The sequence below is a fragment of the Collimonas sp. genome (genome assembly GCF_044339385.1).
GTDB lineage: Bacteria > Pseudomonadota > Gammaproteobacteria > Burkholderiales > Burkholderiaceae_D > Collimonas.
Map to the genome: position 1 here is coordinate 13,013 of NZ_JBIIVN010000005.1, position 22,172 is coordinate 35,184.

22 protein-coding genes are annotated in these 22,172 nt (G+C 56.2%); 2 read left to right on the plus strand and 20 right to left on the minus strand.

Annotated features, from left to right (window positions below):
- Position 1 precedes the first annotated feature (1 nt).
- From murF to tyrS, 14 genes are all read right to left on the minus strand, one after another.
- Complete coding sequence (gene murF, locus ACIQ0R_RS00850; protein WP_395822750.1) at positions 2 to 1,417, minus strand: UDP-N-acetylmuramoyl-tripeptide--D-alanyl-D-alanine ligase; 1,416 nt, start codon at positions 1,415 to 1,417, stop codon at positions 2 to 4.
- A complete protein-coding gene (locus ACIQ0R_RS00855; protein ID WP_395822752.1) occupies positions 1,414 to 2,943 on the minus strand; it encodes a UDP-N-acetylmuramoyl-L-alanyl-D-glutamate--2,6-diaminopimelate ligase in 1,530 nt (509 codons plus the stop codon). The genes murF and ACIQ0R_RS00855 overlap by 4 nt, the downstream gene beginning before the upstream one ends.
- Positions 2,943 to 4,724, minus strand: a complete 1,782-nt coding sequence (locus ACIQ0R_RS00860) for a peptidoglycan D,D-transpeptidase FtsI family protein (protein ID WP_395822754.1) — start codon at positions 4,722 to 4,724, stop codon at positions 2,943 to 2,945. Before ACIQ0R_RS00860 ends, ACIQ0R_RS00855 begins: the two co-directional genes overlap by 1 nt.
- Complete coding sequence (gene ftsL / locus ACIQ0R_RS00865; RefSeq protein WP_395822756.1) at positions 4,721 to 4,993, minus strand: cell division protein FtsL; 273 nt, start codon at positions 4,991 to 4,993, stop codon at positions 4,721 to 4,723. Before ftsL ends, ACIQ0R_RS00860 begins: the two co-directional genes overlap by 4 nt.
- Positions 4,990 to 5,964, minus strand: coding sequence for a 16S rRNA (cytosine(1402)-N(4))-methyltransferase RsmH (rsmH, locus tag ACIQ0R_RS00870; RefSeq protein ID WP_395822758.1), 975 nt, complete (start codon positions 5,962 to 5,964; stop codon positions 4,990 to 4,992). The genes ftsL and rsmH overlap by 4 nt, the downstream gene beginning before the upstream one ends.
- Positions 5,965 to 5,974: 10 nt before the next feature.
- On the minus strand, positions 5,975 to 6,403 hold the full coding sequence (mraZ, locus tag ACIQ0R_RS00875; protein WP_395822760.1) for a division/cell wall cluster transcriptional repressor MraZ: 429 nt from the start codon (positions 6,401 to 6,403) through the stop codon (positions 5,975 to 5,977).
- Positions 6,404 to 6,886: 483 nt separating this feature from the next.
- Positions 6,887 to 7,429, minus strand: a complete 543-nt coding sequence (gene ruvC / locus ACIQ0R_RS00880; RefSeq protein WP_395822762.1) for a crossover junction endodeoxyribonuclease RuvC — start codon at positions 7,427 to 7,429, stop codon at positions 6,887 to 6,889.
- Between the two features lie 177 nt (positions 7,430 to 7,606).
- Positions 7,607 to 9,172: a bifunctional phosphoribosylaminoimidazolecarboxamide formyltransferase/IMP cyclohydrolase gene (gene purH / locus ACIQ0R_RS00885; RefSeq protein ID WP_395822764.1), complete on the minus strand. Its 1,566-nt coding sequence runs from the start codon at positions 9,170 to 9,172 to the stop codon at positions 7,607 to 7,609.
- A gap of 219 nt (positions 9,173 to 9,391) precedes the next feature.
- A complete protein-coding gene (locus ACIQ0R_RS00890) occupies positions 9,392 to 9,625 on the minus strand; it encodes a Fis family transcriptional regulator (RefSeq protein WP_395822766.1) in 234 nt (77 codons plus the stop codon).
- A gap of 135 nt (positions 9,626 to 9,760) precedes the next feature.
- Positions 9,761 to 10,777 (minus strand): tRNA dihydrouridine synthase DusB, encoded by a 1,017-nt coding sequence (gene dusB, locus ACIQ0R_RS00895; RefSeq protein WP_395822768.1) that lies wholly within the window; start codon positions 10,775 to 10,777, stop codon positions 9,761 to 9,763.
- Positions 10,778 to 10,874: 97 nt separating this feature from the next.
- Positions 10,875 to 11,978 carry a GGDEF domain-containing protein gene (locus ACIQ0R_RS00900; protein WP_395822770.1) on the minus strand — a complete coding sequence of 368 codons (1,104 nt, stop codon included), beginning with the start codon at positions 11,976 to 11,978 and terminating at the stop codon, positions 10,875 to 10,877.
- A 185-nt stretch (positions 11,979 to 12,163) separates the two neighbouring features.
- Positions 12,164 to 12,820, minus strand: coding sequence for a histidine phosphatase family protein (locus ACIQ0R_RS00905; RefSeq protein WP_395822772.1), 657 nt, complete (start codon positions 12,818 to 12,820; stop codon positions 12,164 to 12,166).
- Between the two features lie 204 nt (positions 12,821 to 13,024).
- The gene (gene dtd / locus ACIQ0R_RS00910) at positions 13,025 to 13,483 is read right to left on the minus strand and encodes a D-aminoacyl-tRNA deacylase (RefSeq protein ID WP_395822774.1); all 459 of its coding nucleotides are present in this window, start codon (positions 13,481 to 13,483) and stop codon (positions 13,025 to 13,027) included.
- Between the two features lie 7 nt (positions 13,484 to 13,490).
- Positions 13,491 to 14,762: a tyrosine--tRNA ligase gene (gene tyrS / locus ACIQ0R_RS00915; RefSeq protein WP_395822776.1), complete on the minus strand. Its 1,272-nt coding sequence runs from the start codon at positions 14,760 to 14,762 to the stop codon at positions 13,491 to 13,493.
- Positions 14,763 to 14,970: 208 nt separating this feature from the next.
- Here tyrS and ACIQ0R_RS00920 point away from each other — a divergent pair, with 208 nt between their 5' ends.
- Both ACIQ0R_RS00920 and ACIQ0R_RS00925 read left to right on the plus strand, forming a co-directional pair.
- Entirely contained in the window at positions 14,971 to 16,368 is a 1,398-nt protein-coding gene (locus ACIQ0R_RS00920; RefSeq protein WP_395822778.1) for a peptidoglycan DD-metalloendopeptidase family protein, read from the plus strand.
- A 108-nt stretch (positions 16,369 to 16,476) separates the two neighbouring features.
- The gene (locus ACIQ0R_RS00925) at positions 16,477 to 17,619 is read left to right on the plus strand and encodes an anhydro-N-acetylmuramic acid kinase (RefSeq protein ID WP_395822780.1); all 1,143 of its coding nucleotides are present in this window, start codon (positions 16,477 to 16,479) and stop codon (positions 17,617 to 17,619) included.
- 72 nt (positions 17,620 to 17,691) lie between these two features.
- On the opposite strand, the gene erpA is transcribed toward ACIQ0R_RS00925, so the two are convergent.
- The 6 genes from erpA to rplM all read right to left on the minus strand — a co-directional run bounded on the left by erpA (position 17,692) and on the right by rplM (position 21,601).
- On the minus strand, positions 17,692 to 18,054 hold the full coding sequence (erpA, locus tag ACIQ0R_RS00930; RefSeq protein WP_061534639.1) for an iron-sulfur cluster insertion protein ErpA: 363 nt from the start codon (positions 18,052 to 18,054) through the stop codon (positions 17,692 to 17,694).
- Positions 18,055 to 18,236: 182 nt separating this feature from the next.
- Positions 18,237 to 18,632 (minus strand): polymer-forming cytoskeletal protein, encoded by a 396-nt coding sequence (locus ACIQ0R_RS00935; protein ID WP_395822782.1) that lies wholly within the window; start codon positions 18,630 to 18,632, stop codon positions 18,237 to 18,239.
- A 10-nt stretch (positions 18,633 to 18,642) separates the two neighbouring features.
- A complete protein-coding gene (locus ACIQ0R_RS00940) occupies positions 18,643 to 19,380 on the minus strand; it encodes a DUF6776 family protein (RefSeq protein ID WP_395822784.1) in 738 nt (245 codons plus the stop codon).
- A 55-nt stretch (positions 19,381 to 19,435) separates the two neighbouring features.
- Entirely contained in the window at positions 19,436 to 20,473 is a 1,038-nt protein-coding gene (gene argC, locus ACIQ0R_RS00945) for an N-acetyl-gamma-glutamyl-phosphate reductase (protein WP_395822789.1), read from the minus strand.
- Between the two features lie 297 nt (positions 20,474 to 20,770).
- Positions 20,771 to 21,163, minus strand: coding sequence for a 30S ribosomal protein S9 (gene rpsI / locus ACIQ0R_RS00950; RefSeq protein ID WP_395822786.1), 393 nt, complete (start codon positions 21,161 to 21,163; stop codon positions 20,771 to 20,773).
- A gap of 9 nt (positions 21,164 to 21,172) precedes the next feature.
- Positions 21,173 to 21,601: a 50S ribosomal protein L13 gene (gene rplM / locus ACIQ0R_RS00955; protein WP_014007943.1), complete on the minus strand. Its 429-nt coding sequence runs from the start codon at positions 21,599 to 21,601 to the stop codon at positions 21,173 to 21,175.
- Positions 21,602 to 22,172 lie beyond the last annotated feature (571 nt).

Below are 22,172 nucleotides of genomic sequence, written 5' to 3' on the forward strand. Positions count from 1 at the left end.
GTTAGTGAATCCCCTCGGAAGTTATACCGACCAGATGCTGAACTGCGCGCTCCATTTTCATGAAGCGTGAGCCTTTGATCAGCACCGTGGTATCCGGTGTCATGACGACGTCGAGCGCGGCTAGCAGCGCTGCGATGTCAATAAAATGTTGTGCCTGCGAACCGAAGGCGGCGCTTGCATCGGCAGCCATGCCCCCCAGCGTAAATAATTGGTTAATGCCGCGTTGCTGCGCGTAAGCGCCGATTTCCTGATGAAACTTGCGGCCTTCGTTGCCGACCTCGCCCATGTCTCCCAGCACCAACAAACGTGGCGCATCGGCTTGCGCCAGCGCATCGATGGCCGCCCGCACCGAATCCGGATTGGCGTTATAGGTATCGTCGATGACCAGAGCGCCGGGGCAACCGGCTGCTGTGGCCAACTTACGCTGCAAACGCCCGCTGACCGGGGCAAAGGTTTCCAGGCCGCGTTTTATCGCCGCAGCGTCGACGCCGATCGCTAATGCACATGCAATTGCCGCAAGCGCGTTGCGCACATTGTGTTCGCCTGCGGCTGCCAGTTGCACCGCGAAGTTCTGGACGCCATCGGCGGTCTTGGCGCTCACCGCCAGTTCGCTGCCGAAACCATTGGACACGGCGCCATAACTGCAGCTGACATCCGCATCGGCACTCAGCCCGAACGTCATGCTGCCACCTTTTTGGGCCGCATAACCACGCCATAAATCAGTGTATAAATCGTCGGCTGGATACACAGCGATGCCGTTGGACGGCAAGCCGCGGATAACGTTACCGTTTTCCTCTGCAACTGCGGCCACGCTCGCCATGAACTCCTGATGTTCGCGCTGAGCGTTATTGACCAACCCCACAACGGGTTCGGCAATCGCGGTCAGCACGGCAATTTCACCAGGATGGTTCATCCCCAGTTCAACCACGGCAGCGCGATGCCCGGCATCGAGTCGCAGCAGGGTTAACGGCAGGCCGATCTCATTATTGAAATTACCGCGCGTCGCCAATGCCTTGTCGGCGCCGAACGCGGCAACCAGAATCGCCGCGATCATTTCCTTAACGGTAGTCTTGCCGTTGCTACCGGTGACAGCGATCAGCGGCAGCGCAAATTGACGACGCCAGCGATTGGCGATCGTCCCCAGCGCAGCGCGGGTGTCCGGCACAACCAGCGCCGGAACCGCCAGCTCAGGCGCAGCGCGCTCCACCAGCACCGCAGCGGCCCCTCGCGCGATCACCTGAGCGAGAAAATCATGGGCGTCGAAATGCTCGCCGCGCAACGCAACAAACAAATCGCCAGCGTTCACAGCACGGCTGTCTGTGGACAAGCCACTGATCTTCAGCTGCGCGCTTTCGTCAGCACCTGCGATGACCTCAAGCCCCAACCACGATTGCAATTGCGCTAAAGAGGTTTTCATGTGTGGCCGCCCTTCATCGTAGCGAGCGCGGCGAGAGCGACGGCGGCGTGGTCGGCATCTAAGAACGGCAATTTCTTTCCTTTTATTTCCTGATAAGTTTCGTGCCCTTTGCCCGCCAACAACACCACATCGGCCCTGGCCGCATGGCGTACCGCCCACAGGATGGCAGCAGCGCGGTCTTCCAATGCCAGTGCGTTTTGCGGCTCTTTCATTCCGGCTATGATCTGGGCGATGATGGCGCCCGGCTCCTCGCTACGCGGATTGTCGCTGGTGGCAATGACGTGATCGGCCAACTCTGCGACAGCGCCCATCTGCGGCCGCTTGCCGGGATCGCGATCACCGCCGCAGCCGAACACGCACCACAACTCACCGCTGCGTTGCTGCGCGACCTGGCGCAAGGTCATCAGGGTTTTCTGCAGGGCATCGGGCGTATGCGCATAATCAATAACCACCAGCGGCGCATCCTGGCCGCCGAACTGCTGCATTCGACCCGGCACCGCAACCAACAGTTCAATCGCCTTGAGTGCGGCTCCCCATGCGATACCTTTGGCCAACAACACACCCAGAATGCCCAATGCATTACTGACATTGAACAAACCCACCAATTGCGTTTTTATCTGGCCGGGGCCAAACGGCGAATCAACGTAAAACGCCGTTCCGCTGGCATTGGTGCGGATCGCCGAGGCACGTAATACCGCCACGCCCGGGACCGTCGCACCCTCCACCGTGTAGCCGATCAGCGGCATGACAGGGGTTTTCTGCTGCATGTGCTGCACCAGACGCATGCCCATCGCATCATCCAGATTCAGCACCGCCTGTTGCAATCCTGGCCAGTCGAACAGCATGCGCTTGGCAGCTTCATAATGCTGCTCGTCACCGTGATAATCCAGGTGGTCTCGCGTGAAATTGGTGAACAGTGCGATATCGACATGCATACCGTTCAGACGGCCTTGATCCAGACCGATCGATGACGCCTCAATCGCCAACGCACTGACGCCTTTGCTACGCATATCGCTCAACGCCCGCTGCAGGAGGACCGCATCGGGCGTGGTGTAACCGGTTTCTTCAAATTCGCCGCGCTGGCCCTGGGCGAAAATCCCGACCCCCAAGGTACCGATGACGCCGGTAGTTTGTCCCAGATGCGACAACGCCTGTCCCAGCCATTGCGTGCACGAAGTCTTACCATTGGCGCCAGTGACGGCAACAATCTGCATGCCCTTGTCAGGTTGACCATAATGGTAGTTGGCGATCAGGCCGGCAAGCATCTTGAGCTCGCTTACAGCAAGATGCGGTGCGCTCCATGCTGCGTCCCAATTGAAATCTGCAGTTTCGTAAAGTACCGCGGAGGCGCCGTTTTTCAAGGCCTGCTCAATGAAGGCGCGACCATCTGCGGCATCGCCCGGATAAGCACAGAATACATCTCCCGGCTTTACCCGACGCGAGTCTGACGCCAACTGCGCGCCGGACGGAATCACTGCCGCCAGCCACTCCTGTATTTCCTGCAATTGCGCTGTATTGCCTATCATCACAAGCCCTCCTGCGGCCCATCCGTGGGGATGATGATGTCTGTGACACTGGTATCCGGCGGCACATTCAAGGCCCGCAATGCATTCGCGGCAACCGTCGCAAATACAGGCGCGGCAACATCGCCACCGTAATGCGAACCGACCGACGGTTCATCTATCATCACAGCGATGATAAGGCGCGGGTCGGAAGCTGGCGCAAAGCCGACAAAGTCGGCGATGTATTTGCGGACATATTTGCCGCCTTCGATCTTGTAGGCAGTACCGGTTTTGCCGCCAACCCGATAACCCGGGACTTGCGCCTTCGGTGCCGTGCCGCCCGGTGCCGTGACGCGCTCCAGCATGGCACGCACGGTCAGCGCTGTCTTTTCCGACACTACCCGCTGCCCGACCGGCGGCGTAGTAATTTTTTGGAACGACAGCGGGATCAAATCGCCGTTACGGGCAAAAATCGTATAGGCGTGCGCCATCTGTATCAGCGACACCGAAATCCCGTGTCCATAGCTCATGGTTGCCTGTTCGATCGGCCGCCACGATTTAGCCGGACGCACACGCCCCGCCACCGCGCCCGGGAACCCAAACTTAGGCTGTTGTCCAAAGCCGACGGTAGTAAACATTTCCCACATTTCCTCGACCGGCATCTTCAATGCGATCTGGGCAGTGCCGAGATTGGACGATTTCTGAATGATCTGGCCCACACTCATGGTAAGCAAACCATGCGGATGCGAATCGCCGATGGTGGCAGTGCCGATGGTCATCTTGTCCGGCACCTGAAAGGTGGTGGTAGCCTGCACCCGATTGGTGTCCAGCGCCAGCGCGATAGTGAACGGCTTCAAGGTCGAACCCGGCTCGAAGGTATCGGTCATGACGCGGTTACGTAGCTGCGCGCCGGTCAGTACCGAGCGGTCGTTCGGGTTGTAACTGGGCAGGTTAGCCAGCGCCAGCACCTCGCCGCTCTTGGCGTCAACCACCACAATGGCACCGGCTTTGGCCTTGAACTTCTCCACCGCTTCCTGCAACTGGGTGAAGGCGATGTACTGAATCTTGCTATTGATTGACAGTACCAGATCCTTACCGTCATACGGCTCCTTGACAGCCTCGATATCTTCAACGATACGGCCGAGACGATCCTTGATTACACGGCGGCTGCCGGTAGTGCCGGCCAAAGTCTTTTGCTGCGACAGTTCCATACCGTCCTGACCGGCGTCTTCCACATTGGTAAAGCCGACCACGTGCGCCATCACCTCGCCTTCCGGATAAAAGCGCTTGTATTCTTTGCGGGTTTCGATGCCATCGATACCGAGCTTGATGACCTTGTCAGAAGTGTCCTGCTCGACCTGGCGCTTGAGGTACACAAAATTGCGGTCGGAATCGAGCTTCTTGCCAAGTTCGGCATCAGTCATGTCAAGCAGCTTGGCCAGCGCTTGTAACTTTTCCTTCGGTGCATCCTTGACATCGTCGGGAATCGCCCAGATCGCCTTGACCGGCACCGACGACGCCAGCACCTGACCATTACGGTCGAGAATCTTGCCACGCGTGGCCGGCAACTCCAACGTGCGCGCATAACGCGAAGCCCCCTGCTTTTGCAGGAAATCGGTTGACATACCTTGCAGCCACAGCGCCCGCGCGATCAGCGTCAGGAATGCTGCGAGCAACGCAAATAACACCACGCGCGAACGCCATACCGGCAATTTGACTTTCAGCACCGGGCTCGATGAAAACGGCACGCCTTTACCGGCAGCGACGCGCGCAGTATGAGACGTGCGCGGAGGATTGCGGGTCATTTGCCCCCCACCGTCAGATATTGGGTGCGGGCAGGCGTCAATGGCACCATGTTCAGATCGCGGGTTGCGCTGGCTTCAATCCGGGCATTCTTACCGAGAGTCGATTGATCGAGTTGCAATTGCGCCCACTCGATATCCAATTGCCGCGACTGGCTGGCCGCACGCTCCAGTTCAATGAACAACTGACGCGCCTGATACTGAGCGTTGACCAAGGCCAGTGGGCACAACACCAGTGCCAGCACCAGGACAAAATTGAGGCGCCCGCTCACTTATCTGCTCCGGAAGACGCAGCGCCTGCCAGGCGTTCACCGACCCGCATGATGGCAGAGCGGGCACGCGGGTTGTCCGCAACTTCGACGTCGGAAGGCTTGATCCGCGCCAGCAGTTTCATTTCCGGCTGAGGCAGATCAACCGCACGAATCGGCAGGCGACGGTCGGGCTGCGGCAGCCGGGCTTTGGAAGCCATGAACTGCTTGACGATCCGGCCTTCCAGCGAATGAAAGCTGATCACGACTAATCTCCCTTGCTGGGCCATCTGCCGAAATGCCTGATCCAGTACTACCTCGAGTTCTTCAAGCTCTTGATTGATGAAAATCCGTATAGCCTGAAAGGTGCGAGTGGCCGGGTCTTTGGCTTTCTCACGGGTCTTGACGGCGCCTGCCACGATCTGGGCAAGCTGTCGTGTGCCATTAATTGGCCGGACTGCGCGGCCAGCAACAATCGCCTTTGCAATCTGAACAGCAAACCGTTCTTCCCCATAATCACGTACCACCTTTCCGATTGTTTGTTCATCCGCGCTGGCCAGCCATTCCGCTGCCGAGATGCCGCGCGTTGTATCCATCCGCATGTCGAGCGGGCCATCAGCGCGAAAACTGAAACCACGACTGGCATCGTCGACCTGCGGCGATGAAATCCCCAGATCCAACAGAACACCATCGACCTTTTCAATTCCTTTTTCCTGCAACGCCTGCGCCATCGTGGCAAAACTGTCGTGCACGATGTCGAAGCGCGGATCAGCAATGCTGGCGGCAGTGGCGATCGCCTGCGGGTCCTTGTCGAAAGCGATCAGACGGCCGCGCGGCCCGAGGCTTTCGAGGATCTTGCGGCTATGCCCGCCACGTCCGAAGGTGCCGTCGACGTAAATGCCATCCGCCCGCGGGCCTTCGATTGCCAACGCACTGACAGCCTCATCCAATAACACTGTGCGGTGCTGGAATTCGGGCACCACTTGTTCACTCATGGCAGGTCCGTCAGAACGAAAAATCACTTAACACTTCGGGCATACCAGCCGCAACTGCTTGCGACTCGCTCTCAGCCAGCTTGGCTGCGTCCCAAATCTCGAAATGGCTGCCCATCCCCAGCAACATCACTTCACGCGTCAAACCGACCGCGGAGCGCAATTCCGGAGCGACCAGAATCCGCCCGGCAGAATCGAGCTCAACGTCGGATGCATTACCCAGGAAAATACGCTGCCAGGCGCGCGCCGACATCGGCCACGCAGCGATTTGCTCGCGATGGCTTTCCCAGGTCGGGCGCGGAAACAACAGCAGGCAACCGTGCGGGTGCTTCGTGAGTGTCAAGCGCCCCTCACATTGGACCGTCAGCGCGTCACGATGCTTGGATGGCACTGCCATCCTTCCTTTCGCATCGAGATTTAATGCCGAGGCCCCTTGAAACACCGCACATACTCCTTTTTTGAATTGCTGGATTTCGAAAAAACTTTATTTGCGGAGCCTGAAACACCCCACAAAAAAACACTTTTCCACACTTTCGCCCACTTTAGAGGATGCACTATTCTAGGTCAAGCCATTTGCAGCGAGCTCACACAAAATATTCAAGTAAAGTCAATGACTTAGCGCGACTATTTAAAGATTAACCGCCCAGCTTCTTACATTGAATTATCAAATAAATGAAGGACTTACCGGATGATGTAAAGGTCGGCTCTTAGATATATACATGTATGTGCGAGCCCTGGCGACACAATAATTCACAATTGGAAGTACCTTGCAGAGGCTTAAAATGCCACAGATCGCGGATAAAGAAGGAAGTTGGTGAATGATTGGTGCGGGATAAGTGATGCGAGAGGGGATGATGCGAAAAAATTTGACGAAATAACAGAAAACACATGAACACCATTTATAACGGTCGGCGGCACCATCTGTTTAACCGATCAAGCGCCCTCCGCGCACACGCAAGCCTTTTTTTGCCAGGCCTGGCGCCAGCGCGCTTAGGTGAGCCAGCGCATCGCCACTGTGCGCATGGCAAATCGCCACCGCCAACGCATCCGCAGCATCGGTTCCGGGCAAGCCGGGAAGCAGGAGCAAGCGCTGCACCATGTCCTGAACCTGCTGTTTTTGCGCCTTGCCATGTCCAGCCACCGCCTGCTTGATCTGGAGGGCTGTGTATTCTGCCACCGGCAAGTCAGCACCGACCAGCGCACAAATCGCAGCGCCGCGTGCCTGCCCTAGCAGCAGAGTGGATTGGGGGTTGACGTTGACGAAGACTTTTTCGATTGCCGAGCAGTCAGGCGTATAAGTGCGGATAACTTCCGCAACGCTCGCCAATATCACCTTCAGGCGCTGCGGCAAATCAGCATCCGGCGTCTTGATCGTGCCTGAGGCGATATAGCTAAGCTTATGGCCCTGCTTATGGATAATGCCGAAGCCGGTCGTCCGCAAACCGGGATCAATACCGAGGATTTTCATATGGCACTTGCATCAAAGCCCGCAGAGTAGGTAAATTGCAGTCACACATTACCGTGACTGATCGGACAGTTAGCGCGGCAACCGCGTGAGCACAACGTGCCCACGCTAACGGCCGGCTTTGGCATCAAATCAGCCGACAATCGATGCGCGGCGCCGGCCACGAAGCGCAGCCGGTTATTAATGACGGAAGTGGCGGGTGCCGGTGAGCAGCATGACGACGCCATGTTCATCCGCAGCATCGATCACCTCTTGGTCGCGCATCGAACCGCCCGGCTGAATCACGCACGTCGCGCCAGCATCGACCACCACGTCCAGACCGTCGCGGAACGGGAAGAACGCATCTGAGGCGACCGCCGAACCGACCAGCGACAAACCGGCATTCTGCGCCTTGATCGACGCGATACGGGCGGAATCCACCCGGCTCATCTGACCGGCACCGACGCCCAGCGTCATGCCGTTGCCGCAGAATACGATGGCGTTCGACTTGACGAACTTGGCGACGCGCCATGCAAACATCAGGTCCTGCAATTGCTGCTGGGTTGGCTGCTTCTTGCTGACCACCTTCAATTCGTTCAATGCGACGTTGCGGGCGTCCGGCGACTGCACCAGCAAACCGCCGCCGACACGCTTGAAGTCGTGCAAATTGATGTCATGCGCCAGCGGGATTTGCAACAGGCGGACATTCTGCTTGGCGGCAAAAACCTGCTTGGCCTGCTCGGTAAACGATGGGGCGATGATCACTTCGACGAATTGCTTGGCGACCGCTTCGGCAGCATTGCCGTCAAGCTCCTGATTGAAGGCGATGATGCCGCCAAAGGCTGAGGTAGGATCGGTTTGCAACGCCTTGCTGTAAGCTTCGAGTGGATTGCCGCCGATGGCGACGCCGCAAGGATTGGCGTGCTTGATGATGACGCAAGCGGTTTCGTTGAAGGTCTTGACGCACTCCCACGCTGCATCAGCATCGGCGATGTTATTGTAAGACAGCTCCTTGCCCTGCAACTGTTTGTAGTTCGCCAGCGCACCTTCGACATGGCGGGTGTCGCGATAAAACGCTGCCGACTGATGCGGATTCTCGCCGTAGCTCATTTCCTGCACTTTTTCAAAATGCAGATTCAAGGTCGCAGGATAGGAGCTGCGGGTGGCGTGCTGCTTGTCCTCGCCCAGCGAGGTGAAGTAATTGGTGATCGCGCCATCGTATTGCGCGGTGTGGGCAAACACCTTCTTGGCCAGTGCAAACTTGGTACCGTAGCCGACCTCACCGTCATTAGCTTTCAACTCGCTGAGTACAGCAGCGTAATCGCTAGGATCGCACAGGACGATCACATCCTTGTGATTCTTCGCCGACGAGCGCAGCATGGCCGGGCCGCCGATATCGATATTCTCGATTGCATCTTCCGGCGAGCAATGTTCCTTGGCAATGGTTTGTTGGAACGGGTACAAGTTGACCACCACCATGTCGATGGTCGGTATCTGGTGTTGCGCCAAGGCGGCAACATGCTCTGGAAAATCGCGGCGCGCCAGAATGCCGCCGTGTACTTTCGGATGCAAGGTCTTGACGCGGCCGTCGAGCATTTCCGGAAAGCCTGTGTAATCAGCGACTTCGGTTACCTTGATGCCGTTATCGGCCAATAGCTTAGCGGTACCGCCGGTCGACAGAATATCCACACCCAGCGCCGACAACTCTTTTGCAAAATCGAGAATCCCGGTTTTGTCGGATACGGAAATGAGGGCTTGTTTAATCATAATGAAAACTCTGGAAGTGATGATGAATGACGAGAAGAAAAACGAATAAATACATCATTGCGGCGAAAGCGCGGTATCCCTTGAGGAACTGCGCCATGCTCTCGGCGTTAATCCCGCTGGGGCAAGACTGCACTGCCGAACGGTACTGCCGGCCCTGTCGCAGCACTGAATAACCTGCTGACCGGACGCGACCGGCGCGCCCGACATTCTGCCTAAAAACTACAAAAGACCGTGTTGCTGCAGCTTCTTGCGCAAGGTATTGCGGTTGATGCCCAACATTTCGGCCGCATGTGACTGGTTACCGTCGGCGCGTGCGATCACGGCTTCCAGAACCGGCTTTTCAACCGTCGAAATCACCATGTCGTAGACGTTCGACGGCGGCTGTTCGCCCAGATCCTTGAAATATTTCTCAAGGCTTTGCCTGACCACGTCTTGGATACTTTCTTTGCTCATTCTTTTGACTGTTCTTTTTTTTGAGGACTTACATCGAGTCTCGCCGGCTACCGGACATAGCGTCACCGTGCATGATTACCGTCGTCGCCGACGATTGTCTCCAACGACCTGTTGCGTAAGCCCTGTTGATCTGATTCAGGCCGCCAGCATCTGCTCGGCCACCCGGTATTGTAACCGCTCCCCAAACGCAAACTGCGATTCAAAGAAGCTATTTACCGCCGCCAACTGTTGGCCGCAGTCTTCTAGCAGGTTCATGCGTTGCCGAAATGCCTCACCCCCAGGCAAATCACGCACGTACCAGCCAATATGCTTGCGGGCGGTACGCACCCCCAAGTAATCCCCATAAAATCCGTAATGCGCACGCAAATGCTCGTCCATCAAATGTTGCACTTCTGAGACTAGCGGTGCCGGCAGGTATTCGCCGGTGCGCAGGTAATGATCGATCTCGCGGAAAATCCAGGGCCGGCCCTGCGCAGCGCGGCCGACCATGATGGCATCGGCCTTGGTAAACTCCAGCACCTGACGCGCCTTCTCAGGCGTAGTGATATCGCCGTTGGCGACCACCGGGATATTCACCGCAGCCTTGACGGCCGCAATCGTCTGGTATTCGGCATCGCCGCTGTAACCGTCAGCGCGGGTGCGGCCATGCAAGGTCAGCATGGCGATGCCGCTGGTTTGCGCCAATCTGGCGATAGTCAACGCATTTTTGTTGAGGCGATCCCAGCCGGTCCGGAATTTCAGCGTAACCGGCACGTCTACCGCTTGCACTACCGCCTCAAGAATCTGCGCAACCAAGCGCTCATTTTGCAGCAAAGCAGAACCGCACCAGCTGTTGCAAACTTTCTTGACCGGACAGCCCATGTTGATATCGATGATTTGCGCGCCGTGATCAACGTTGTATTTTGCGCACTCCACCAGCATCAGCGGATCGGCACCGGCAATCTGCACCGCGCGCGGCTCCATTTCACCGTCATGATTGATGCGTCGCGAGGTTTTCTCGGTCTGCCACAGACGAGGATTGGAGGCGGCCATCTCAGAGACCGCGTAGCCGGCCCCCAACGCCTTGCAAAGTTGCCGGAAAGGCCTGTCTGTGACACCCGCCATGGGTGCCACGAAGACATTGTTGCGAATAATATAAGGGCCAAGGTTCATGGCGTTTCGATAACCTGGATTGAAATTGCAGCGGAAAGCCGCTATCTTATCGCGATTGCAGCAGCAAGCGGATTAATCTGAGCCGTTATTGGTCAAATCAAATTTCAGCATCCTGCGCGCCGCTAGGGCCTCGCAAATGTTGTGTCGCGTAGTGGATCAGCTCATCCAGCCCACGGCCGTCTGCGCCGTAAGTGGCAACGCCGACCGATAAGGTTAGCCGGATTGACCAGTTTTCTACATTGACGGGGTGATGCATGAAATGATTCACGAACGCATCCCCCAGACTCTTCGCGTCGAGTGCATCCGTAGCCGGCAACACGTACAGGAAATCCGTGGCATGCCAGCGGCCGCCGCTGTCGGTTATGCGCAACTGCGCGGCGGTATCCTTGGCAAAAGCGGACAGAATATTATCACCCACGGCCCAGCCGTACAAATCGTTAATCTTGTGGAAGTCGTCCAGCCGGCAATATAAGATCGATAGCGCCGACTCATCCGTCGCCACCGCCTCATCATAGACATGTGCGATCCGCCGCCGCGTCAGCAATCCGGCCAGTGAATCGAACTGCGCCTGACGGGTCAGCAGGTGCGACAAATTGGATTGCTTCCAGATCACTTCGCCGACATGCCCGAAAGCCTGGAACGAGGCAAACCCGGTTTCAGAAAAATAATCTTCAGTATCGGCATAAAACACCATCATGCCGCGCATGCGCGCCTTCTCCGATCGCAGCGGAATAGCAAGAGCTGCCTTCACCGTGCAAGTCTCGGGATGCGCCTGCCAGGGCGCAAACAGCGCATGGAAATCGCTTTCCAGACCGGCATCCCAATCAACAGTCTGAACAAACGGTGTCGCGTAGTCGAAACAATCATTGGCTAAATGCCAATGTTCAACTTCACCCACCGCCCTGCCAACGACTGCCGTCGGCTTGATCGTCGGCCCGGAATCGTCCTGACAAAACCCCACCCATACCAGTCGAATATGCGGGCTAGCCGGCAAAATCATCTGACACATCCGCTTGATGCTTTCGCGACCGCTATAAGCTTGTGGCAACATTTGCAGAAGTTGGTGCAGCACGCCCACCAGCTTGATTTGCTCATCGCTGAGCGCCGCTGCCAGCGGCAAGGTTTTTTTACTGCCGCCAGACTCCGCCAGCGGCTTTGTGTCAGCACCGCGTTGCGTCCGGGGAAAGAGATTGAGTTTCATGCTGACACCTGAGCTCCCAATATTGTTTTAATTCTTGCCGACAAGGCTAGCACACGCATACAAATTTTATCGCGGCGACTTACAAAATTGCTTATACAGTTTTATAACAGTTCGTCGGGCGGCAATCAGACGCTTAACATAAACACTAGCACACCGCTCTGCTGCATCATGGTTAAACACCAGGGTCAGCCGATTTCATCCAGTGACATATGCTCCAGGTGCGCCACATCGGCCCAGCCTTCGACCCGCAATTGTCGCGGCTGGTCCGGCCGCCATGTCAGGCGGTTGATACTGGCATTGAAGACGTCGCAGCCGCGCGGCTGATCCAGCGGCAGATTGTGGGCTAAGCGATAAATATAATCGAGTACGCCGCCATGGGTAACCACCGCGATGCGTCCAAAACTAGCGCTCGTCAGCAAGCGCAGCAACGTATCGACCGTGCGCTGCGAAAACTCGCGCACGGTTTCGGCGACATGCACCCCGGCAGGAAAACGGGCATCGAGGTCGCGCGCCATCAGCGCCGCATAAGCTGCGGGATAACGCTCCGCAGCCTCCGGGTAGCGCAAGCCTTCCAGCGCACCGTAGCAACGCTCACGCAGCCCGCGCTCGATCGTCACATCGATGCCGAGACGTCGCGCCAGCGGCAACGCGGTTTGCTTTGCGCGCTGCAAGTCACTGGAAAAAATGCCATCCAGCGCAACGCCGTCCAGATGTCTGGCCAGCGCCTCTGCCTGGCGCAGACCTTCAGGATTGAGTGGGATGTCAAGGTGTCCCTGCAGGCGACGCTCCAGGTTCCAGTCAGTTTCGCCGTGGCGGATCAATAAGATTTCGGTAGTTGACATGACTTGATACGCTGCCTTGGTTGGCTTTTACAAAGCCGGTTTCAGGATATCGATGCAGACAATCGACGCATGCGCCAGGATCCGCAGGCGGGCGGCATTAACGCTAGTCGACAAGCAGCGCCGACGGCCTCTAAGGTTGCGCGATAAGCCTCGGGCAATCAATGCGGCGTTAATGCGGCGTTGTCAAACAACAACAAAAATCATCTATACCTTTGCCGTCGGCGGCTTTATCCGCAGCCAGAATGTCACCGGACCGTCATTGGTCAGCGACACTTTCATGTCGGCGCCAAAACGGCCGGTTGCCACTCGCTGATGGCGGCTTACAGCCTGCGCGACAAAATAGTCGAACAAGCGGCGGCCATCTTCGGGCGCGGCCGCCGGCGTGAACGAAGGACGGGTTCCCGATCGGGTATCCGCCGCCAACGTGAACTGCGGCACCAGTAGCAACTCGCCGCCAACATCGCTGAGGCTACGATTCATCTTGCCGCCTTCGTCGCTGAACACGCGATAGGCAAGCAGCTTGGTCAGCAACGCATCGGCCTCTTTCTCGCTGTCGCCGCGCTCGGCGCACAACAACACCATCAAACCGCCCTCGATCGCGCCGACCACGGCACTATCGACCAGCACGCTGGCGGTGCTGACGCGTTGTAACAAACCGATCATGTGGTAATCAAGCCAGGGTCACGCGCGCGAACTTGCGCTTGCCGACCTGAATCACGAAGGTCGAGGCTTCGACTTTCAAGCCCTTGTCGCTGATCACGGCGCCATCAATCCGCACGCCGCCCTGCTCCACCATACGCAGCGCTTCCGAGGTCGATGGGCACAAATTGGCTTGCTTTAGCAACTGGCCAATGCCGAGCGGTGCGCCGCGCAATGTCAGTTCCGGAATATCGTCCGGAATGCCGCCCTTGGCGCGATTGTTGAAATCGGCCAGCGCCTCTTCGGCGGCTTGCAGACTATGAAAACGTGCGACGATTTCCTGGGCCAGCGCAACCTTGATGTCGCGCGGATTCTGGCCGTCCGCGACCTGTGCCTTGTAGCCGGCAATCTGCGCCAGCGATTTGAACGATAGCAGCTCGTAGTAACGCCATATCATGACGTCAGAAATACTCATCACCTTGGCAAACATGGTGTTGGCCGGCTCAGTGATACCGATGTAATTGCCCTTCGACTTCGACATCTTCTCGACCCCGTCCAGGCCCTCCAGCAACGGCATGGTCAAGATACATTGCGGCTCCTGGCCGTAATCTTTTTGCAACTCGCGCCCTACCAGCAAGTTGAATTTTTGATCGGTACCGCCCAGTTCCAGGTCGGATTTCAGTGCCACCGAATCATAACCCTGCATCAGCGGATACAACAGTTCGTGTACCGAGATCGGCGTACCGGCCTTGAAGCGCTTGGTAAAATCTTCGCGCTCCAAAATACGCGCCACGGTGTACTTGGCCGACAGTTCAATCATGCCGCGCGCGCCGAGCTTGTCCGACCATTCCGAGTTATAGCGGATTTCCGTGCGGGCCGGGTCCAGCACCAGACTGGCCTGGGCAAAATACGTCTTGGCGTTTTCCTCGATCTGTTCACGCGTCAGCGGCGGCCGCGTCGCATTGCGTCCGGACGGATCCCCGATCATCGAAGTGAAATCGCCGATCAGGAAAATCACGTTGTGGCCGAGATCCTGCAACTGGCGCATTTTGTTTAGCACCACGGTGTGGCCAAGATGCAGGTCGGGCGCAGTCGGATCCAATCCGAGCTTGATGCGCAACGGCTTGCCGGTTTGTTCAGAGCGTTGCAGCTTGCGCGCAAAATCACTCTCAATCAGCAATTCGTCGACGCCGCGCTTGGTAATTTCCAAAGCTTCTTTGGTTCGATCAGACAGGGTCAGAGGAGTATTTTCAACAGCAGGTCCTGCTGCCGTCGGTGATGCGGTTTGAGAAACTTGAGCCATATATTCAGCGAAAGTAAAATCTAAAAAGTGGTGCTTGCTTCTGTACCTCAAGCAAGTCGAAGCAGGCGCTGGCGCAAATCCGAACGATCCTTTAAAGTCACTGCTGCGGGTAAGGTATAATCCCCCATCCTTTTTAATCCCGCCGCAAGTCGTTCCAAAAATCAACAGCACGAGAATCGGTAGCAAACGGCAAATTTTAACGTATTGCATGTATCCTAAAGATAAATTCATTCACTTGCGTTCCGACATCAAGTTGCTTTTCAGGCTGGCGATCGCACGCGTTACCGGTTCTTCCCGCAAAACCCGCATTGTTTCCGCCTCGGCAGCGTTGCTGACTTTAATCGCTTTTGGCGCTGCCGGCGTTGCGCCGATTGCTACGGATCCCGAGGACATCCCGGTCCGGGCGATTTCCGCAGAGCTACAATTACCTAGCCTCAATGAGCAGATTGCCAAGCTTGAAGCCCAGCAGCAACTGTACTTCGCCGAAGATAAGATGCGCGCCGGTGACACACTGGCAAGCCTGCTGAGTCGTCTTGGCGTCGACGATGACGCTGCCAGCAGCTTCATCAGGTCCGACGGTTCTGCACGGGCCATATTGCGCCTCAAGCCGGGCACCACGGTGCAGGCCCAAACCGCTAACAACGGGGTACTGCAAACGCTGCGCACCACCATCACCGACGGCGGCACCACCAGCAACCTGGTGATTCGTCGTGACGGCAACAAATTCGGTGTCAGCCAGGAAAACGCCGACATCGAACGCCGCGTGGAAATGCACACCGGCGTGATCCGCTCATCCTTGTTTGCCGCCACCGACGCCGCCGACATTCCGGACGGCGTGGCTTCGCAGATTGTCGCCATGTTCGGCACCGACATCAACTTTGCATCAGATCTCAAGCGCGGCGATCATTTCAACGTCGCCTATGAAACATTCTGGCAAAACGGCCGGTTCCTGCGCGCCGGCCGTATCCTGGCCGGAGAATTCGTGAATGCCGGCAAACCGTTCCAGGCGGTCTGGTTCGACGATCCGAGCAACGCGCAAGGCGGCGGCTATTACGGATTCGATGGTAAATCGCTGAAAAAAGCCTTCCTCAAATCGCCGCTTGCATTCACCCGCATTTCGTCCGGCTTCTCGATGCGCATGCACCCAATCCTCGGCAAATGGAAAAGGCACACCGGGGTCGATTTTGCCGCCTCCAGCGGCACCCCGATCCACGCGACTGCCGACGGCACCATCGATTTTGCCGGCGTGGAGACCGGCTATGGCAATGTCGTCATCATCAAACACGATAGCAGATATTCAACTGTGTATGCGCACATGAGCCGTTTTGCGCCAGCTTCGCGCAAAGGTGCCAAGGTCAGCCAGGGCGATGTGATCGGCTATGTCGGCATGACCGGCTGGGCTACCGGCCCTCACTTGCACTATGAATTCCGCGTCAGTAACGAGCCGCGCGACCCGCTGTCGGTGGTGGTACCTACCGTAGCGCCACTGGCAGGTGCCGAGCTGCAGCGCTTCCAGACGGTCGTCGCCGACATCACGCATCGCTTCAACCTGTTGAGCGGCAGCGAAATTGCCGCGGCAACCGCCCCCAGAATTGCATCCAAATAAGTACTGATGATTTGCCTGGCGAACAAATAATATCTGGCAAATCCTGAATAAAGTCAGAACCGTTGTCGGGCCGCTAGTAAAATTAGCCAACCCCACAACGGTTTTATTATGCCTACTTCAACTCCTCATAGCGCCCTCTACATCGGGCTGATGTCCGGCACCAGTCTGGACGGCGTCGATGGCGTCATCGCGGCATTCCAAAGCACACCGACGCAACACCCGGTGGCAACTCTGGCATCGGCTTACATGCCCTTTTCTGCGCCTTTAAGACTGGAACTGATGGCGTTGCAAAGCCCCGGCACCAACGAAATTGAACGGGAGGCGCTGGTCGCCAATACCTTGGCCACCCACTACGCAGCCTGCGTGGAACGCTTGCTGGCCGATGCCGGCCTGCGGCCGGACCAGATCCGCGCCATCGGCGTCCACGGCCAAACCATTCGCCATCGCCCCGAACTCGGCTTCACGCGTCAAACCAATAACCCGGCGCTACTGGCCGAATTAACCGGGGTTGACGTCATCGCCGACTTGCGCAGCCGCGACATCGCCGCTGGCGGGCAAGGCGCGCCGCTGGTACCGGCCTTTCACCATGCGGTCTTTGCTGATCCGCAGCAAACCAGAGTGGTTGTAAATATCGGCGGCATCACCAACATCAGCGTGCTGAACGTCAACGGCGATGTGATTGGCTTCGATACCGGCCCCGGCAACGTGCTGATGGACCTCTGGATCAAGCGCCATCAAGACAAGGATTACGATGCCAGCGGCCGGTGGGCGTCCAGTGGTCAAGCGTCGCAGGCACTACTCAATTCACTGCGCGAGGAAGAATATTTTGCCGCTCCACCGCCCAAAAGCACCGGCCGCGACCTCTTCCGCGCCGCTTGGCTGGACAAGCATTTGGAGAGTTTCCCGCAGATTCCGAATGCCGATGTACAAGCAACGGTGGCCGCTTTGACTGCCACCACCATCGCCGACGCTATCATGCGCCACGCAACTGATGTGGAAACCGTGTATGTCTGCGGCGGCGGCGCGTATAACCCTTATCTGATGCTGCAGTTGGCGCAAGCACTACAAAGACATGGCCTGGCAGCGAACGTCCAATCAACCGAAGCCCTAGGGATTGCGCCGAACCATGTCGAAGCAATCGCATTTGCCTGGCTGGCCCAGCGTTTCGACCAGCGCTTGCCGGGTAATTTACCGTTGGTAACGGGCGCGCGCGATTTCCGAATTCTGGGGGCGCTGTATCCTGGACACTGACAGGATGCCGTTTTGCATAAAAAAAGACGCCTGAGGATTTCTCCCCGGCGTCCTTTTTAAGCAGCTGCAGAATCAGGCCGAGAACGAAGAACCACAGCCGCAGGTGGTCGTTGCATTCGGATTCTTGATCACGAACTGCGCGCCCTCCAGATCATCCTTGTAGTCGATTTCGGCGCCGACCAGATATTGGTAGCTCATCGAATCGATCAACAATTGCACGCCGTTCTTGCTCATTGTGGTGTCGTCTTCATTAACGATTTCATCGAAAGTGAAACCGTACTGGAAGCCTGAGCAACCACCGCCCTGCACGAAAACGCGTAATTTAAGGTCTGGATTGCCCTCTTCTTCGATCAGCTGCGCAACCTTCGAGGCGGCGCTATCAGTGAATACGATAGGGGATGCAACTGCATCTTGGATTTCTGCGACAGCATTCATTTTTGGCTCCTGCGGGAATACATACAATGCTGCATTGTAGGCGCTTGGCCGGAATCATGCAGCGCAACGCCGAAACGGCGGCTTTGATACAAAATTGCAGCAAATCTGATACAAAATTGCAGCAAATCTGATACAAAATTGATGCGAAACTGAAACGAAGCTGACGCGCAAATAATACGAGATCAGGCAGATTGCGAAAGGGCGAGTTTCAATACCGGCTCCGCTTCGCTTAGTTCATGGGTCAACTTACCGCTGACTAAGGCGCCGCTATACATCTCCAGCGCCTTGTAATGCACATCTCCGGTTATGCGGGCTTTGGACTGTAATTCAAGCAGTTCAGACGAATGGACGTTACCAGCGATCTCGCCATTGACTACCAGATGCGCTACCCGCACTTCGCCCTCGATCTTGCCGCTCTCAGAGATGACCAGAACGTTCGGCAGGCTGACATCAGCCACTACGTTGCCTTTGACATGGCCGTCGATACGCAGACCGCCTTTGAAATGGACATCGCCCTGAATGCTGGTCGATGAACCGATCAAGCTTTCAATGGTGCTGTTTGCTTTGCGGTTGAACATGTTGCCTCCTTTACAAATTTGTAGTTTGCTGCGCCCGCGTCTGTCCTTTTTCAAGAACCTTGGCCTGAATAGCCTTGACGACCGCGCCTTCCGGCAAAGGCAGGATAGCCTCGACCCACTGGTAATACTTGAAATCCAAACGATAAGCGGCCCGATCTCCCGCCTTAGCGCCCACAGCGGGAAACGTCAGGATGACATTTTTGCCACCTACCGTTACCGTCACCATAACTTGCACTTCACCTACAAAATCGCCACTACCCTTGCCACCCTGCATTATCAGCATCCGATAGCGCAGTTGCGTCGGCGTTAGCAATTCCGCAGTCAAGCGCTGAATCGTGATGCCCTGATTACCGGTCGCGTTGGGCAACAAACCTTCGAAAAACGCGAGGTCTTCCTTCAGTTTGGCATTTTCCGCTTCTAGCATCCTTATCTGCTGGCTTAATTGTTCCTGCGTTGCCTTTTCGATATTGAGCTGACTTTCGGCCGCATTGACAGTCGTTGAAAAAGGATCCCGCTCTAATGTCAGTGCGCTGATCTTATCATTCAACTCTGCCAACTTCTGCTTACTCAACGCCGGCTTATGACCGGTAAAATCACGTCCCAGATCATAGATCACCATCGCCAGCGCTCCGCCGAAACCTAACACCAGCGTCAGAAAAGCAGCCTTCAATGGCCAGGGAAGATGGCTTTTTACGGTCATTTTTGGCGCCGAAATTGACATGCGCCGAACCCGCAACTTGTACTTCATCACAGCTGGAGCAGTCGCTCAACAACATGCGCAGGCAATGCCCCAGCCGCGCGCATCATGGCAGTACCGGCACATGCATCAAGCCAGTGGTTTCTTCCAATCCGAACATCAGGTTCATACATTGCACCGCCTGGCCAGCGGCGCCCTTGACCAGATTGTCCTGTACCACCAGCACGACCAAGGTATCACCATCGTTCGGCCGATGCAGGGCAATCCGCAGCATATTCGAGCTGCGGGTGGAACGGGTCTCCGGATGCGAACCGAACGGCATGACGTCGACAAAGGACTCATCCTTGTAGGCATCTTCAAACAACGCCTGCAACGCCGCGTTGTCGATCTCTTTGGTCGGGCGCGCATAGATGGTCGAATGCATACCGCGGATCATCGGCACCAGGTGCGGCGTAAACAACAGTCCGACTTTCTTGTCGGTCAGCTTGCCCAACTGCTCCAGCGTTTCCGGTGAATGCCGGTGGCCGGATACGCCGTAGGCTTTGAAATTATCGCTGGCCTCTGAAAACAACATGGCGACTTCAGCCTTGCGGCCAGCACCGGAGACGCCGGATTTGCAGTCGGCGATCAGGTGCGAGGCGTCAACCACATCGGCTTTCAACAGCGGTGCCAGGCCAAGTTGCATCGTGGTTGGATAGCAACCCGGGTTGCCGATAAGGCGCGCACCCTTGATGGCTTCGCGATTCAACTCCGGCAAGCCGTATACCGCTTCTTTCAATAATTCAGGGCAGCTGTGCGCCAGCTTGTACCACTTCTCAAAAACCGCGGTGTCCTGCAAGCGAAAATCTGCGGCGAGATCAATTACCTTGACACCGGCTTCCAGCAACTCAGGCGTTTGCGCCATGGCGACGCCGTGCGGCGTCGCAAAAAACACGACATCGCAATCAGTCAGGCGCGCCTTTTCAGGAGCGGAAAATGCCAGCGAAACGCGCCCGCGCAGGGACGGATACATCTCCGCCACCGGCATCCCATCTTCCTTACGCGACGTCACCGCCTCCAGTTGCACATTCGGATGGGTCGCCAGCAAACGCAGCAATTCGACGCCGGTATAACCCGTGCCACCTACAATCCCGACTTTGATCATCATTTTTCCTTGCATTGAACTGTGCTTACCGCACACTTGTTCCGTACTTGTTTAGTTAACTTCGCCAGCAAAAATAGTCCGCTCACTTCGATGCCGCAAACGGGGACGTAAGCCGCACTCCAGAGCGCACTATTTTATCAGTCTATGAATTGTTCGGGCAGATAAACATTCCCAAAAAGCAACAACAAGCATCGCAACTGCATGCCGGCCATTACTTCTTAATACAAACCTTAGATTCAAAAACAAAAAGCCACCGGGCGCGAACCTGGTGGCTTTTCGATATTCTGAAAGCGTAGATTAGCGCTTGGAGAATTGTTTTGCGCGACGTGCCTTGCGCAGACCAACTTTTTTACGCTCAACTTCCCGTGCATCACGGGTCACGAAACCGGCTTTCGACAGTTCCGATTTCAAGGTTGCATCGTAGTCGATCAGAGCACGAGTGATACCGTGGCGCACCGCACCTGCCTGGCCGCATTCGCCACCGCCGCTGACGTTTACCTTGATGTCGAAAGTTTCAACATGGTTGGTCAGTTCCAGTGGTTGACGGATCACCATCAGACCGGTTTCGCGCGAAAAATATTCATTCGCTGGCTTGCCGTTGACGACGATCTGGCCCGAGCCGGACTTGATGAAAACGCGAGCCACTGCACTCTTGCGACGGCCGGTTCCGTAATTGTAGTTACCGATCATGTCTATTCCTTAGAGTTCAAGTGCTTTAGGTTGCTGCGCGGTGTGCGGATGGGAACCATCTGCGTACACTTTGAGCTTCTTGATCATTGCGTAGCCAAGCGGACCCTTAGGCAACATGCCCTTGACCGCTTTTTCCAACGCACGACCTGGAAAACGCTGTTGCATTTTCTGGAAATTTGTTTCGTAGATGCCGCCTGGGTAACCGGAGTGACGGAAGTATGTCTTGTCGGTTGCCTTGGCGCCAGTGACGCGCAGTTTGCCTGCATTGATGACGACGATGAAATCGCCGGTATCAACGTGTGGAGTAAATTCCGGTTTGTGTTTGCCGCGCAGTCGGAGTGCCACTTCGCTGGCAACACGTCCGAGGACTTTGTCCGTCGCGTCAATCACGAACCAATCACGCTGGACTTCATGGCCCTTAGCGGAAAAAGTTTTCATGTTGACTTCCTAACTAGTTTAATTCGCTCAAATGGTGGTTCCATCGCTATCGGCACAGACCGGGTTTTACACCGGATTACACTCGATTTTTGCCTTGCTTGCGCGCCGCATTAACGACAGACTCTTCCTTGTTATCTTTTCCTGAGCAACCGGAAAACCCGCAAATTATAACCTTTTCAAGGACTTGGCGTCAATTTGATTGAATAAATTTACTATTTGCGCTAGGAATTGTTGTAAATCTGCGCGGATTAAAGTGTTCTTGCGGGGAACGGCTCGGGGCAAAAGAAAACCCGATCTGCTATGACGCATCGGGTTCAAATCCACTCCCGGGGAGGGTGGAGGAGACATTGCTACCATTACCAGCAATCAAGCAGGCAATCAATGACTTGATCTTAGCAAACGGAATTGTGCATCGCAAGGTAGAAACCCCTTCTTTTTTGATTCATCCGACTTTTCTGTGGGTCATTGAAACCGGATACAGGTCAAGTCCGCCACAGTGGAAGTAGACGGCGATCTTGAAGTTGTCACGGTTTCTGAAATCCGCGAGGGTGTAATTAGTTTTGTGTAAACG

What these genes read in the sequence shown, in the direction of transcription:
- murF (WP_395822750.1), bottom strand. Translation starts at nt 1,417, where the DNA reads ATGAAAACCTCTTTAGCGCAATTGCAATCGTGGTTGGGGCTTGAGGTC.
- ACIQ0R_RS00855 (WP_395822752.1), bottom strand. Translation starts at nt 2,943, where the DNA reads ATGATAGGCAATACAGCGCAATTGCAGGAAATACAGGAGTGGCTGGCG.
- ACIQ0R_RS00860 (WP_395822754.1), bottom strand. Translation starts at nt 4,724, where the DNA reads ATGACCCGCAATCCTCCGCGCACGTCTCATACTGCGCGCGTCGCTGCC.
- rsmH (WP_395822758.1), bottom strand. Translation starts at nt 5,964, where the DNA reads ATGAGTGAACAAGTGGTGCCCGAATTCCAGCACCGCACAGTGTTATTG.
- ruvC (WP_395822762.1), bottom strand. Translation starts at nt 7,429, where the DNA reads ATGAAAATCCTCGGTATTGATCCCGGTTTGCGGACGACCGGCTTCGGC.
- purH (WP_395822764.1), bottom strand. Translation starts at nt 9,172, where the DNA reads ATGATTAAACAAGCCCTCATTTCCGTATCCGACAAAACCGGGATTCTC.
- ACIQ0R_RS00890 (WP_395822766.1), bottom strand. Translation starts at nt 9,625, where the DNA reads ATGAGCAAAGAAAGTATCCAAGACGTGGTCAGGCAAAGCCTTGAGAAA.
- dusB (WP_395822768.1), bottom strand. Translation starts at nt 10,777, where the DNA reads ATGAACCTTGGCCCTTATATTATTCGCAACAATGTCTTCGTGGCACCC.
- ACIQ0R_RS00900 (WP_395822770.1), bottom strand. Translation starts at nt 11,978, where the DNA reads ATGAAACTCAATCTCTTTCCCCGGACGCAACGCGGTGCTGACACAAAG.
- ACIQ0R_RS00905 (WP_395822772.1), bottom strand. Translation starts at nt 12,820, where the DNA reads ATGTCAACTACCGAAATCTTATTGATCCGCCACGGCGAAACTGACTGG.
- dtd (WP_395822774.1), bottom strand. Translation starts at nt 13,483, where the DNA reads ATGATCGGTTTGTTACAACGCGTCAGCACCGCCAGCGTGCTGGTCGAT.
- tyrS (WP_395822776.1), bottom strand. Translation starts at nt 14,762, where the DNA reads ATGGCTCAAGTTTCTCAAACCGCATCACCGACGGCAGCAGGACCTGCT.
- ACIQ0R_RS00920 (WP_395822778.1), top strand. Translation starts at nt 14,971, where the DNA reads ATGTATCCTAAAGATAAATTCATTCACTTGCGTTCCGACATCAAGTTG.
- ACIQ0R_RS00925 (WP_395822780.1), top strand. Translation starts at nt 16,477, where the DNA reads ATGCCTACTTCAACTCCTCATAGCGCCCTCTACATCGGGCTGATGTCC.
- erpA (WP_061534639.1), bottom strand. Translation starts at nt 18,054, where the DNA reads ATGAATGCTGTCGCAGAAATCCAAGATGCAGTTGCATCCCCTATCGTA.
- ACIQ0R_RS00935 (WP_395822782.1), bottom strand. Translation starts at nt 18,632, where the DNA reads ATGTTCAACCGCAAAGCAAACAGCACCATTGAAAGCTTGATCGGTTCA.
- ACIQ0R_RS00940 (WP_395822784.1), bottom strand. Translation starts at nt 19,380, where the DNA reads ATGAAGTACAAGTTGCGGGTTCGGCGCATGTCAATTTCGGCGCCAAAA.
- argC (WP_395822789.1), bottom strand. Translation starts at nt 20,473, where the DNA reads ATGATCAAAGTCGGGATTGTAGGTGGCACGGGTTATACCGGCGTCGAA.
- rpsI (WP_395822786.1), bottom strand. Translation starts at nt 21,163, where the DNA reads ATGATCGGTAACTACAATTACGGAACCGGCCGTCGCAAGAGTGCAGTG.
- rplM (WP_014007943.1), bottom strand. Translation starts at nt 21,601, where the DNA reads ATGAAAACTTTTTCCGCTAAGGGCCATGAAGTCCAGCGTGATTGGTTC.